The sequence below is a fragment of the Niastella sp. OAS944 genome, assembly GCA_024809215.1.
Classification (GTDB): domain Bacteria; phylum Bacteroidota; class Bacteroidia; order Chitinophagales; family Chitinophagaceae; genus Niastella.
In genome coordinates this window covers 303,335-317,555 of the sequence record JANUBW010000002.1, presented here as the reverse complement: position 1 = coordinate 317,555, position 14,221 = coordinate 303,335, and the positions used below count along the sequence as shown (strand labels likewise).

12 protein-coding genes are annotated in these 14,221 nt (G+C 43.6%); 9 read left to right on the top strand and 3 right to left on the bottom strand.

Going from position 1 to position 14,221, the window contains the following annotated elements:
- The first annotated feature begins 160 nt into the window (after window positions 1-160).
- Window positions 161-733 carry a hypothetical protein gene (locus GGD38_RS11905; protein ID WP_375300629.1) on the top strand — a complete coding sequence of 191 codons (573 nt, stop codon included), beginning with the start codon at window positions 161-163 and terminating at the stop codon, window positions 731-733.
- A gap of 209 nt (window positions 734-942) precedes the next feature.
- Entirely contained in the window at window positions 943-1,839 is an 897-nt protein-coding gene (miaA, locus tag GGD38_RS11900) for a tRNA (adenosine(37)-N6)-dimethylallyltransferase MiaA (RefSeq protein WP_375300630.1), read from the top strand.
- Window positions 1,840-2,407: 568 nt separating this feature from the next.
- Here the strand turns inward: miaA and GGD38_RS11895 are convergent.
- Entirely contained in the window at window positions 2,408-3,967 is a 1,560-nt protein-coding gene (locus GGD38_RS11895) for an OmpP1/FadL family transporter (protein ID WP_375300631.1), read from the bottom strand.
- Between the two features lie 289 nt (window positions 3,968-4,256).
- Complete coding sequence (locus GGD38_RS11890) at window positions 4,257-5,123, bottom strand: hypothetical protein (protein ID WP_375300632.1); 867 nt, start codon at window positions 5,121-5,123, stop codon at window positions 4,257-4,259.
- 223 nt (window positions 5,124-5,346) lie between these two features.
- On the opposite strand from GGD38_RS11890, the gene proS reads away from it, so the two are divergent.
- Complete coding sequence (gene proS, locus GGD38_RS11885) at window positions 5,347-6,825, top strand: proline--tRNA ligase (protein ID WP_375300633.1); 1,479 nt, start codon at window positions 5,347-5,349, stop codon at window positions 6,823-6,825.
- Window positions 6,826-6,959: 134 nt separating this feature from the next.
- A complete protein-coding gene (locus tag GGD38_RS11880; protein WP_375300634.1) occupies window positions 6,960-7,406 on the top strand; it encodes a DUF5362 family protein in 447 nt (148 codons plus the stop codon).
- 73 nt (window positions 7,407-7,479) lie between these two features.
- Here GGD38_RS11880 and GGD38_RS11875 read toward each other — a convergent pair whose 3' ends face one another.
- Complete coding sequence (locus tag GGD38_RS11875) at window positions 7,480-8,244, bottom strand: RDD family protein (protein ID WP_375300635.1); 765 nt, start codon at window positions 8,242-8,244, stop codon at window positions 7,480-7,482.
- A 481-nt stretch (window positions 8,245-8,725) separates the two neighbouring features.
- Between GGD38_RS11875 and GGD38_RS11870 the strand changes: the two genes are divergently transcribed.
- From GGD38_RS11870 to GGD38_RS11850, 5 genes are read left to right on the top strand one after another with little or no spacing between them, the layout of a single operon-like run.
- The gene (locus tag GGD38_RS11870; RefSeq protein WP_375300636.1) at window positions 8,726-9,715 is read left to right on the top strand and encodes a stage II sporulation protein M; all 990 of its coding nucleotides are present in this window, start codon (window positions 8,726-8,728) and stop codon (window positions 9,713-9,715) included.
- Window positions 9,712-10,524, top strand: coding sequence for a DUF4129 domain-containing protein (locus GGD38_RS11865; RefSeq protein WP_375300637.1), 813 nt, complete (start codon window positions 9,712-9,714; stop codon window positions 10,522-10,524). Before GGD38_RS11870 ends, GGD38_RS11865 begins: the two co-directional genes overlap by 4 nt.
- On the top strand, window positions 10,521-11,774 hold the full coding sequence (locus GGD38_RS11860; RefSeq protein WP_375300638.1) for a DUF4350 domain-containing protein: 1,254 nt from the start codon (window positions 10,521-10,523) through the stop codon (window positions 11,772-11,774). Before GGD38_RS11865 ends, GGD38_RS11860 begins: the two co-directional genes overlap by 4 nt.
- Window positions 11,775-11,777: 3 nt before the next feature.
- A complete protein-coding gene (locus GGD38_RS11855; RefSeq protein ID WP_375300639.1) occupies window positions 11,778-12,752 on the top strand; it encodes an AAA family ATPase in 975 nt (324 codons plus the stop codon).
- Between the two features lie 54 nt (window positions 12,753-12,806).
- Window positions 12,807-14,207, top strand: a complete 1,401-nt coding sequence (locus tag GGD38_RS11850) for a DUF58 domain-containing protein (protein WP_375300640.1) — start codon at window positions 12,807-12,809, stop codon at window positions 14,205-14,207.
- The last annotated feature ends 14 nt before the right edge of the window (window positions 14,208-14,221 follow it).

Below are 14,221 nucleotides of genomic sequence, written 5' to 3'. Positions count from 1 at the left end.
GTTGGGGAATTATCTTATTTTTGGCACCGGGGCATGAGGCAGGGTAGATAAACAGGCCATAAATACGGCTGGCACGATTATAGGGATTATATTTTTCGAATACACTCCGGGATCAGCACCGGGTAAATAAAAAAGAAACAAGTAACCTGAAATATAAAGTATGGCTGTTTTAAAATTCAGAATTTATTTTGAGGAAGACGACAGTATCTACCGGGATGTTGCCATCAAGCACACACAAACTTTTTTACAGTTGCACCAGGTAATACTGAAAGCATACGAGTTTGATAGCAAACATCAGGCTACGTTCTACCGCAGCAATGACAACTGGCAACGCGGTCGTGAAATCAGTTTGGCCCAATACGATAAGCAATACAAGGTAGCGCCATTGCTTATGGAAAACACTGTGATAGGTTCTGAGATCAAAGATCCTAATCAGAAGTTTATATACGTGTACGATTTCGTAAAGAACTGGTCATTCCTGGTTGAGCTTATTAGTGTATCGAAAGAAGAAAGCAGCAAGATCGATTACCCCGCACTTATAAAGTCGGAAGGTATTGCGCCTTCGCAATATGGAACTAAAGGTATTGCCGGCGATAAGCTTACCGAAATGGAAGAAAAATACGATCTGAAGGCCGGTACTGAAGGCTTTGGCACCGAAGGCGATGACGATGATGATTTAGGTGAAGGTGAGGGCGAAGAAGCCGAAGAAGGCGGACAAGACGACGAAGTGTAAATACAATTTCTGATTTAGGGATTGCGAGATTTTGAGATTTCCTTATTTCGAAAATCATAAGTAAATGCAAACTCAAAATTTTGCGATCCTAAAATTTAGAGATTTGAAAATTAATAGAGAGGTAAGCGATTTCGGTAAATCCCAAAATCGCGAAATCTCAAAATCAGGAAATCGCTTTGTTTTGGGTTCTCTACAAGCTCAGACAAACTATGAATGAAAAAACTTGTGTAATTATTGCGGGGCCTACAGCTGTAGGTAAAACCGCTGCAGCAATAGCAATAGCCCGGCATTTTAATACAGCCATCATTTCAGCCGACTCCCGTCAGTGCTTTAAAGAAATGACCATCGGCGTTGCCAAACCTTCTACCAGCGAGCTGCAACAGGCACACCACTATTTTATCAATTCCCATTCAATTTACGACGATGTAAATGCTGTGGTATTTGAGCAATATGCTTTACACGCAGCCAATGAAATATTTCAGCACAACAATGTTGCTGTTGTATGTGGGGGAACCGGTTTGTATATAAAAGCTTTTTGCGAAGGGCTCGATGATATGCCGCCCGTTTCATTAACCATTAGGCAGGCTATTACTGAGCAGTACGAACAGCAGGGACTTGCCTGGTTACAACAACAGGTACAACAGCAGGACCCTTTATATTATTCCACAGGTGAAATACAAAATCCCCAACGGCTTATCCGGGCGCTTGAAGTAAAACAGGCCACGGGCGAGTCTATACGAACCTATCAGCAGGGACGAAAGGCTGTACGTCCGTTCAGCATCATAAAGCTTGGGCTCGAGCTGCCAAAACCTGAACTGCATGCCCGCATCAATACCCGCGTTGATCAAATGATGGAGCAGGGGCTGCTAGATGAAGTAAAACAACTCCTTCCTTACAAACACCTCAATGCGCTGCAAACCGTTGGCTATAGCGAACTCTTTGAATACCTCAATGGCAACATATCGCTTCAACAAGCCATTGAACAAATAAAAGTCAATACAAGGCATTATGCGAAGAGACAGATGACGTGGTTTCGCAAAGATTCGAATATGCAATGGTACTCGCCGGATGCTATCGATGCTATGGTAGAGAAGTTGACGAGTTAACGAGTTAACGAGTTAACGAGTTGACGAGTTGACGAGGTAAAGGCAGTTCTTAGTTCTCAGTTCATAGTTCATAGTTCTTTCATTCGAAGCTCAAGAGCAATTGCAGACCTCGCAATTTGTAGTTTCAAGTTTCGAGTCTTAGGTTTCGGTTTACGCGAAGCTGTATTCTGTATTTGCTTTTGGCTTTAGGCTTACAGCTTTCGGCTATATCCCTTTCTCGTTTTACGATAACGAGGCCGTACAGCCAGGAACCATTGCCGATTGCCGATTCACGATTGCCGTTTTCACCAGCCATTTACCACTATACTAGCCCTTAGTAATAAGAAAATTTACTTAACACTTTCACGATTATATAAATAGCGCCAAACAATAAGCGCTCATATTCTTCTGCAGGCAGGTGAATACTCCGAATTTTACGCTGCGAAGCTAACAGATAGTTAATAGTCCGATTTTAATCCGTAAACGACCGTGAAAACTGCCCTTTAAAAAAAGATCCCTCCCGATTTATCAGGAGGGATCTCTTGTTAGTAATCAGTTGTATTACCTCGTCAACTCGTTAACTCGTTAACTAATATATTTTAAACCCAAACGTCAACAAAAATTGCCCGATCGTGCTTTTTGTGTCGGCGTAGGTTTGAAATTCTTTATCCTGTAAACGGTATGGGAAATTTACATCTTTATAAATGGTATGCGCATAGGTAAGGTCAATAAAAATACCTTTATCGCGATATCCGATACCGGTGCTGATAATTGATCTGCTTGCTTTTAAAACGTCATCATCATATGGGTTGCCATAATGAGCATAACCTCCTCTAACCATAAAGGTGTTAAATTTCAGTTCGCCGCCAATCCGCAGGTTCAAGGCGCCTTTGTAGAGATTTTTTACTGTTTTGTTCAGTTCATCATAAAAAGACTGATCATCATTTTCTTCCGAAGGGCTGAACCGCGAAGAGCCATAAGTTACCCATTCAGCGTCGGCGGTAATAAAACCGCGTTGAACCGTAACATCTTCTACAGCATTAAAAATATAAGCGCCGCTAACTATGAACTTCCAGGGAGAGGTCATATCAAATTTGTAAACGGGCTGCTGGTTGCCGGTATAATAGTCAGATGTAATGCTGTCAATGCCCGGATCGTTCGGGTTAGTGCGTTGAAAGAGCTTTTCCACATCGGTTACCATTTTGCTCCATACCTTATCTCTTAACCCATAAATGGTGGGGGTATGTATGGCCGCTCCAATGCGTAACTGTTGAATGGGTTTAAAGATCATACCCAGTTTGGCGTTCAAACCAACACCGGTGGTGGTTAGTCTTTCTTCGTATCGTGAGAATCCAAAGTAATTGTCTTTATTATTGGTAGGGTCCGACTCAGTGAATTCAAGCCGGCGTTCATATTTTACAATCGGTACGCCAATGCTACCCCCTAAATAAAATTTATCCTTGTTATTTGCGGCAAAACCAAGGGCAATTTCAGTGATACCACCTTTGGTGGTTATACGGTTTTGTTGAACAACTGCGTCGAGGTATTGTTCTGGTTTACCCAATACTTCCAATCCGTTCGGTGTTGTGGCCGTATCGATCAAATATGTGTAAATGGCCATTTTGGTAGGAATGGAAAGCACAGGGCTCGATCTTACATCGTTGATAGCAACCCCCGATCTTGAAAATTCTTCGGCATATTGTTCTGAAAAGGAGCTGTAATCATTTACGCCTTTGTAGTAAATGGCGTTATTGAAATTGGCTGTACGGTTTACCGCAATACTAAAAGCCTTGCTTACCCAATTGCGACCGGGCTCATTGGTAGCCGAAACAAAACCTGTGGTGCTAAAATTGAACCTGTTTAAATTTTTACTGGTGGCATCTGAACCCCAGTAATTGCTTGTGCTTTTGGCCATAGTGAAACCGGGGGTAAGAACAATTTCACTCACTTTATACATACCCAGGCCGGCCGGGTTTACAAAGGTGGAGGTTAAATCGCCACCCAGCGAACCCATAGCGCCGCCAATAGCCTGGCTGCGGGCTGTGCCTGAAGGCGAGGTATAGTGCAACCGCATTACATCATCGGGTAACTGGGCCATTGCCGAGCTGCCGGCAAATAAAAGAAATGCTATAGAAAGGGTGTTCTTCATGTATGATCTTTGAGCGTAAAACGGGAAACGTGAAACGGCAAAGCTATCTCGCGAAAGTGCTTTAACCTTCAACCACCGTAGCCTCGCGATAAAGCCGCGGGTCTGAACCTGTTTTACGTTAACGATAGAGAAAATGATCTTATATCTGTAGAATTGGAATACACTACAGGCATTAATTTATAAAAAGTAATTAGGAATTACATGCTGCACTTTCGTGAGGCATCGGTATAAAGTGAAACTGGCAAATAGGACATCCGTTTCACGTTTCACGTTTGCCGTTTCACGCCGCTTATCTTCCGCCCCGGCTTGGTCTGCTGCCGCCGCTGCTACCACCACTGCTTCCACCTGAAGAACCGCCCGATGAAGATGGGCTGTAGCTTCTAACCGGTGCTGAAGGCTGGTAAGACGGTTGCTGGTAAGACGGTTGATAACTATCGCTTCTGCCGCTGCTGCTGCTTTGGCTGGGGTAAGTCCTGCGCAAACCGCCACTTGAATTAGGATTGTTATAGTAGCTGCCACTGGTGCTCGACCGGGCATTGTTATAAATTGGTCTGCCTGTACCCCCGTTGCTGCGGTTTATATACGACCGGTTATTGTAGCTGGAAAGGTTGGTAGCGCTGCGCACTGAATTATATACAACCGGGTTACTTTTACCACCTACAATAATGCCACCGCAATACGGGTTGTAGTAGCTGTTCCAGGCGTAATAACTGTTCCAGTATGAATTGAACGACCAGGGATTATAATAAGCGTATGGTCCAAAACCCATTCCTAAACCGTAGCCATATCCACCATAGCCGTAACCGCCGTAGCCATAAGAACCATAACCATATGGACTATACATTCCATAAGGGCTATACATTCCGTAGTAACCGCCATTGTACTGCCAGTCGTTATAGCTGTCAAAGCTATTCCAGCGTGAGCTTGAGCGGTCCCGTACCTTCATGCGCAGGGCATTGTCATCGGGGTCGGTGTTATCGTAACGGCTATAGCCGCTCGCGCCTTTTTTGTAATTATTTACGGCTACATAAGAATCTTCTTCAGCGGGAGCCGGTGAGTAATATACATCGTCGGGTGTTTGGCCCGTACGGTAAACCGAACAGCTACTTAGGGCAGCTATCGCAAGTATTACAGGGAGTATATTTCGAACCTTCATAGTAATGGTTTTATAACGTTTTACTTGGTAAAGTGCTACTTTTGCGTTTTTCCGAATTAAAGTTACAATAAAAAGACAGCCCGGGGTAGTATTTTATTGCAAGGCGAATGTTAAAATTTATCGACAAAATGCCTGATAATGAGGGCGGAAGGCCGTTCGGGAAAGGAATTAAATCGTCATTAAAAAGAAAGGTAGAAAGTACGATCTATATAAAAAATAAAACATGAGCAAAGAGATCACCAGCCGAAGCACAGATTATTCGCAATGGTACAACGATTTGGTTATTAAAGGCGGCCTGGCCGATTATTCGGCCGTAAGAGGTTGTATGGTAATAAAACCTTATGGGTTTTCCCTGTGGGAAAACATGCGCGACGCCCTTGACAAAATGTTCAAGGACACCGGGCACGTAAACGCCTATTTCCCGTTGTTCGTTCCCAAAAGTCTGTTCGAAGCCGAGGAAAAGAACGCCGAGGGGTTTGCCAAGGAGTGCGCAGTAGTAACGCATTACCGGTTAAAAACAGATCCTTCTAAAAAAGGCGCCCTGATGGTTGATCCCGAAGCAAAACTGGAAGAAGAACTGGTGGTTCGCCCAACCAGTGAGGCCATTATCTGGAATACCTACAAAAACTGGATCCAGAGTTATCGCGACCTGCCACTGCTTATTAATCAGTGGGCCAACGTGGTTCGTTGGGAAATGCGCACCCGCTTATTCCTGCGTACCGCCGAATTTTTGTGGCAGGAAGGACATACCGCCCATGCTACCGCAAAAGAAGCCGTGGAAGAAACAGTGCAAATGCTGAACGTATATGCCGATTTTGTGGAGAACTGGATGGCATTGCCCGTAATAAAAGGAGTTAAGACCGAGAACGAACGTTTTGCCGGCGCCGTTGATACTTATTGTATCGAAGCCCTGATGCAGGATGGCAAAGCCCTGCAGGCTGGTACTTCGCACTTCCTGGGGCAGAATTTTGCCAGGGCATTCGACGTGAAGTTCTCTGATAAAGAGAATAAACTCGATTATGTTTGGGCCACCAGCTGGGGCGTAAGCACCCGTTTGATCGGCGCCCTGGTAATGGCGCATAGCGACGATCAGGGTTTGATACTACCGCCCAAAATAGCTCCGCTGCAAGTGGTTATTGTACCTATTTACAAAGGAGAAGAACAAAAAGCGCAGATCGATGTAAAAGTGCAGGAACTGGTGAAGCAATTAAAAGCTGCCGGCGTTCGCGTAAAATACGATGATAACGACAATGCACGCCCAGGTTGGAAGTTTGCCGAATATGAAATGAAGGGAGTGCCTGTTCGTGTAGCGTTAGGGTTGAGAGACCTCGAAAACAATACGGTTGAACTGGCCCGCCGCGATACAAAGGAAAAACAAAGCGTGTCAATGGACGGTTTACCAGAGCGTATTGTAAACCTGCTGGCCGAAATTCAGCAGGCTATTTACAACAAGGCGCTGGCTTATCGCGATTCGCATATAACCAGGGTAAATACCTGGGATGAATTTGTAAGCACCCTCAACGAAAAAGGCGGTTTTGTTTCTGCATTCTGGGATGGCACCAGCGAAACTGAAGATGCTATTAAGGACAAAACAAAGGCAACCATTCGTTGTATTCCTTTAGATAACCCCGAAGAAGATGGCGTTTGCGTATTCTCTGGCAAACCCGCCAAACAACGGGTACTGTTTGCGCAGGCGTATTAAGCATTTCGATAAAACTTAACAGGAACAAGGGTTGCCGCATTCCGTGGCAATCCTTGTTTTATTTTAAGCTATTGCATGGCAATTTTATATCTTGTATCTTAACCCTTTCATTATTTAACCAAAATCCAGTAAACATGGAACAGTACGTTCAAACCGCCCCTGACAATTCAGAATCAAGTTTATTTGAATTAGAAATAGATCATGAGCTTTCTGGCACCCTCACCAATATTGCAAAATGGGGGAAATTTATAGGAATAGCAGGATTTATAATAACCGGCTTATTTTTGATCATAATACTGCTTCTTGGTAAAATGTTTTCTGCGCTTTCACCTTTAGGCAGCTATGTAAGCGCTGGTGGCGCCGCAGCTACCATCATCTATGTTATTATAGCAGCCATGTTCTTCTTTCCCAGTTTGTTTGTATTTAACTTTTCAAGAAAAGTACATTATGCATTACGAAATACCGATCAGCAGGCGCTGAACAATGCATTTGCAAATCTTAAAATACGGTTCATGATCACCGGTATTTTTTGGATCGTCCTTTTTGCATTTTGGTTACTGGCAATCTTTAGAAGTATGTAATTAGAATAATCCTCATAGAAATAGCAAGGCCTCTCGATTGGATCGGGAGGCCTTGCTATTTTTATCGAATTCTTTAATTGGTAGAGTAGTAGTTGTAATCTTTGAGCAGGGTTTCTAAAAACGCCAGCGAATCCTGGTCGGTGCGCATTTTAAGTTTTCCCTGAATGCGATCGGCGATCTTAAGCGACAGATCATAGTCACCGCGCTTTTTCACTGTTTCAATAATATTTTTCAGAGTATTGATGTCGCGGTCGCTCAGTTGCATTACCTGTGGGTAGCGGGGTTGATAGGTTGATTCTACCTCGGTAAAAACCGTGTCTTCCCACGAGGTGCGCTTCTTCAGATCAATTAAAATAGTGCCTGCCAGCAGGTCGCCAATCCGTTGCGATTTTGGTGTTGCAATTGTGCATATTAATCCGGCAAATAAAAACAGTACAACCCACCAGTTTGAGTAACCGCTTAATGTACCCAGGAACAGCAGAATAGGAAAGTCAATAATGCGAAATAACCAGCGAATAAGGTACTGGCTTACCGAAGGCTCACCGCCCTGTAAGGTCATCACCTTTATTTGCATAACCATTTTGCCAACACTTTGTCCATTCATGCTGATCTCCGAGATCAGGTGATACAAAATAAAAGGCAGTACAAACAGCACTACAGCCCAGGTATCGTTATCCCAGCTGTACCCGGCCAGCGCGTTCAGCAATTTATTACCCAGCCACAGGTAGGTTACCTGTATGGTAACATCAATGAGCCAGGCAAAAAAGCGCCGGTGAAAGGGACTGAGCGGAAACTCTACCTCAATGTTAAAACCGGTATCTAACTTAACTAATAACATATGTCTTAAATATACAAATTACAGGTTCTAATAACCGGAAAAAATTCCAAATTCCAAATCTCAAGATCCAAATAAATCCAAATCTCAAATCTCAAGCTCCAAACCCTATACAAAATTCCAAATTCCAAATCTCAAGATCCAAATAAATCCCAAAACTCAAATCTCAAGGTCCAAACCCAATACAAAATTCCAAGAACCAAATCTCAAGATTCAAATCTCAAAATCAAAAATAAGTCCCAATACGGAATCGGAAGCCTAAGGTTGGGTGCTTTAGGGCTTTATTGCGATTTGGAATTTGGAGCTTATTTGAAATTTGGATCTTGGAATTTGGAATTTAATATGTTACATTCAATAAATCTGTCAACCTTAACACGAATTATCTGTTTACCAACGTTATAACGTTCAAAATTTGACTATTATATTTATTTACCCAATTAATTTGGGCCCGAATAGGTAGATTTGAAACCAAAAATACGTCTGAGTGAGAGAAGGACTATTTATAAAGAAAAATATTGATAAGTGGCGGAAGTACCAATATGAAGCACCAACGGATCCTGATGAAATGGCGCAACAGTTTACCGAACTGGTAAACGACCTTGGTTATTCCAAAACCTTTTATCAGCACAGCAAGGTTACCCAGTATTTGAACGACCTGGCTTCACGCATTTACCTCACTATTTACAAGAACAAACGGGAAGAATCGTCCCGTATTACCCGTTTCTTTAAAACGGAATTACCGCTTACTATTTACAAGCATCACCGTGAAATTCTGTATGCGTTCCTCATTTTCACAGGGTTTGCAATAATGGCGGCCTTTTCCGCTGCGCATGATGAAACTTTTGTAAGGGGGGTGCTTGGCGACCGGTATGTTGAAATGACGGAAGATAATATTTCCAAGGGCGACCCCTTTGGCGTGTACAAGGGCGAAAATTCGCTGAATATGTTTGCATACATTGCCCTGAACAATATTTATGTATCGTTCCAGGTGTTTGTATGGGGCTTTTTCATTGGGCTGGGTACCATTTACATGCTGTTCTCCAATGGGGTTATGGTAGGTTCTTTTCAATACTACTTTTTTGCCAAGAATCTTGGCTGGCAGTCGGTACTGGTAATTTGGACACACGGCACACTTGAAATATCGGCGATCATTTTATCGGGTGCTGCCGGTTTGATCTTAAGCAACAGCATCCTGTTCCCCGGTTCACATAAACGGTTGCATTCCCTGATGCATGGGGCAAAAGATGGTTTAAAGCTAATGATTGCCCTGGTGCCCATACTATTGGTGGCTGCGTTCCTGGAAGGCTTTGTTACCCGGTATTCTTATTCGGCCATGCCTTACTGGATAACCATAACTATTCTGGTTGCCTCATTTATTTTTATTGCCTGGTATTTTGTATGGTATCCCATACAGGTACAACGTAGAACAAAAGCCGAAAAAAGCCGTTGGATAAACTATTCGCCCATTCGATGAACTATTTCGTTTCATACAGGTTACTGTTTCCTGCGGTAAAGACCTTCAGGTTAATACTGTGCTTTGCGCTAATGGTTTTTTGCGCCTTACAGGTACAGGCACAGGATGATGAGCCGGTAGCTGATTCTGTTACCCCCGATATTGTACTACCCGACATAGAATACCACGATGATAAATTAGAAAGATCAACCACCACCAGGGCTGAATTCAGGCAGGTGCCCGACTCAACCATCCAGGGATTAAAGAACCGGAAAGAATTTTCCTATGCCAATGATCCCAATTTCTGGAAACCCGAACCGCCCATAGAACGATCGGGCAAAAAAGGCTTTTGGGAACATTTCTATGACTTCTTCTCTATAGATGGGGTTAGAATGATAGCTTATTTCATACTGATCGCGTTTTTTATATTCATTATCTACCGCATCATTGTAGTAAATAAGCTGTACCTGTTTTATAATTCCAAAAAGGTAAAAGTGACAGACGAGGGTGAGGTAACTGATTTACAGGACCTCAATCTCGATGAAAAAATACAACAGGCGCTGGCTGCCGGCGATCACCGCATGGCGGTACGGTACATGTACCTGAAGGCGCTGAAGCTGTTGAATGAAAAACAATGGATCAGCTACCATGCCGATGGTACCAACCATGAATACGTGAGCCAGATGAGCGGCCGCAAACTGGCCAGTGAGTTTGGTTTTCTTACCCGGATATATGATTATGTGTGGTATGGCGAATTTGCAGTAACAAGGGAACAGTTTGATATAGTACATAACAATTTCAGCCACTTTTACAACGCAGTCAAGTCTTGAAACCAATAACACGATACCGCATTTTAATATGGCTGGTGGCATTGACCGGTTTGTTGAGCAGTTGTGGGTCAAAAAGCCTCAATAAACGGGTAACCCTTTGGCGGGGCGACAAAATACCTTATGGTACTTATGTTGCCTATGAAAACCTGCACCATTTGTTTCCCAATGCGTCGGTTGTTCTTAATAAAAGATCACCCGACCGCTATAAAAACAATAACGCCTTACATTTAAAGGATGGTGATGATGGTGAGAATTATGAAGATCACAAAACATCCTATGTTATTATTTCAACAGAGGTAGAGCTCGATGAAAATGAAGCGGCTGCCATTTTAGGTATGGTATCGCGGGGCCAGCATGTATTCATTTCCGCTTTGCACATCAGCGATATTATGTTAGACAGCCTGCATTTGAAAACGGCTTATTATTCGGGCGGTTTCAATATTGGCGATTCGCTAACGGTAAGTGTCTATAATCCTGAAAGCAACGACCGGGTGTCATACTCATATCCTGGTAAGGCGCTCGATAATTACTTTGTATCGTTCGATTCTACCTTTACCACCGTTTTGGGCCGCGATCAATACGGACATCCGGATTTTGTGCGGTTCGATTATGAGGGCGGCGGCACCCTGTATATTCACCTGGCGCCGATTGCATTCTCCAATTTCTTTTTACTGCATAAGAACAACAAAGCCTATTACGATAATGTACTCTCGTACCTGCCAAAGAACAGCGATGTAATACGGTGGGACGATTATTTCAGGTATCATAAAGCAGGCAACGATAATAGCTCACAACAGGGAAAGGGGTTGTTTGGCGCCGGCAGCTGGCTCAGCAAACAACCTGCGCTTGCGCAGGCAATGTGGTTGTTGTTGCTTTTATTACTTATCATTTACCTTTTCGAAAGCAAACGCAAACAACGGGCGATACCTATAATACAGCCATTGAAGAACGCATCGGTTGATTTTGTAAAGACCATTGGCCGACTGTATTATCAACGGCACGATAACCTGAACCTGGCGCAAAAAATGACGGTTCATTTTCAGGATTACGTTCGCAGCAAATACGGCATCCGCACTTCATTACGCGACCCCGAATTTGAAAAGCGACTGGCCTGGAAAACCGGGTACGATATTAAAGCATTGAGCGACCTGTTATACTACATAAATATGTTACACGATGCGCCTTCTGTATCGGATGAAGGCTTACTGGAACTGAATCATAAATTGGAGCATTTTTATAAACACGCATAATACATGGAAAACTTTTTCGATGTCAGGACCGATCTCAGCACACTGCAACAATCGGTACACACCTTAAAAACGGAAATAGGTAAAGTGATCGTTGGGCAGGAACAGATGGTGGAATTATTGCTGGCTGCGGTACTGGCCGACGGACATGTGCTTATTGAAGGTGTGCCTGGTGTAGCCAAAACCCTTACAGCCAAGTTGCTGAGCAAAAGCATTTCGGTTGGTTTTTCACGTATCCAGTTCACGCCCGATCTGATGCCAAGTGATGTAATTGGAACGTCTATCTTCAATCCAAAGGATTCAACTTTTCAATTCAATAAAGGCCCAATCTTCAGTAACATCGTGCTTATAGATGAGATCAACCGCGCGCCGGCAAAAACCCAGGCGGCCTTGTTTGAAGTGATGGAAGAACGCCAGATAACAGTCGACGGCCACTCATACCAGTTATCTACCCCTTTTATGGTGGTAGCCACCCAAAACCCAATAGAACAGGAGGGAACCTATCACCTGCCCGAAGCACAGTTAGACCGCTTTCTGTTTAAAATAATTGTTTCGTACCCAACCGCCGAACAGGAGTTCAGGGTTGTGTTGCAACATCACCAGCAAAACCTGAATGACATGATAAACCAGGTACAGGCGGCCCTGTCGGCCACTCAAATTCAGGAACTGCGCAAACAGGTACGTACTATACACGTTGAAGAAAAGCTCATCAGCTTTATAACAACCATCGTATCCAATACGCGCAACCATAAATCAATTTACCTGGGCGCCTCACCGCGGGCATCTATTGGTATTTTAAACGGCGCCAAAGCGCTGGCCGCTATGCGTGGCCGCGATTTCGTAACACCAGATGATATTATTCATGTTATACCGCCGGTATTGCGTCATCGTATTGTATTAACGCCCGATAAAGAAATGGAAGGCGCGTCTACTGATGATGTTATACAGCAGATCATCACTTCAATAGAAGTACCCAGGTAGTTAACAAGTTGACGAGTTAACAAGTTGACGAGTTGCCGCCACGGCTTGCAGCTTATGGCTTACAGCTTACAGCCTGTTGTTAGAAGTAATTCATTTACCATTTATGTGATAATGAAGTTTTATAAAAGATTCATATTCCCCCTGTTCTTCGGACGCCTCTTTTATTGGTCGTTCGTGGGGGTTATATTATTGTTTGTATTGTCGTACAACTGGCCGGTGCTTTTGCCCGCAGCGCAAATAAGCATGTGGTTTGTACTGGCCATGGTTGTGCTCGATTATGGTTTGTTGTTTCACAAAAACGGGTTGAAAATAGAACGCATTGTAAGCGACAAGTTCAGCAATGGCGATATCAATAAGGTGGAACTGGCAATAACCAACCTGTTCCATTATCGCATCGGTTTAAAGATCATTGATGAAATACCGGTACAGTTTCAACAACGCGATTTTTCGGTAAATGCCGTATTGAACAGTGAGGAAACCAGGAACATCTCTTATACGTTACGCCCGGTTGAGCGTGGCGAATACATTTTTAATGATACCAATGTATTTATAAAAAGCCCACTGCAACTGATCGTACGCCGTGTAAAGAAAGAAGGGCAGCAAATGGTAAAAGTATTACCATCATATTTCCCATTGCGCCAGTTTGAACTGCTGGCCTATTCAAACAACCTGGCCGAAGCCGGTAGCCGTAAGATCCGTAAAATAGGGCATAGCCTGGAGTTTGAACAAATTAAAGAATATGTGACCGGTGATGATATCCGAAGCATTAACTGGAAAGCCACTGCCCGCAAGGGCGGACAGCTGATGGTAAACAATTTTACCGATGAGCGAAGCCAGCAGGTATATTGTATAATTGATAAAGGCCGCGTAATGAAAATGCCATTCGAAGGCATGACGCTGCTCGATTACGCCATCAACGCCACGCTTATTTTGTCGAGGGTAGCCCTGATAAAACAAGACAAGGCCGGACTGGTAACCTTTGCCGAAAACATCAGCCATTTTTTACCGGCCGACCGTAAGGCTTCGCAAATGGGCACTATTTTGGAAACCCTGTACAACCAGCAAACAAAATTCCTGGAAAGCGATTTTGAAAAGCTGTATGCACATGTGCGTACCCGTATTTCGCAACGCAGCCTCATAGTGTTATTTACCAATTTTGAATCATTATCGGGTTTGCAACGGCAGTTGCCCTACATCAGGCATATTGCCCGCAACCATTTGGTGCTGGTGGTATTTTTTGAGAATACCGAATTGCGCCAGTTAACCGATGAAAAGGCAAACGATATAGAAACGCTGTACACCAAAACCATTGCAGAAAAGTTTGTGTATGAAAAGCGCCTGATCGTAAAAGAGCTGCAGCAACATGGCATTTTCACCATTCTTACCGCACCGCAAAACTTAACGGTGAATACCGTAAACAAATATTTGGAACTGAAGGCAAGGCAGGCGATATAGCAATAATTCTTTAC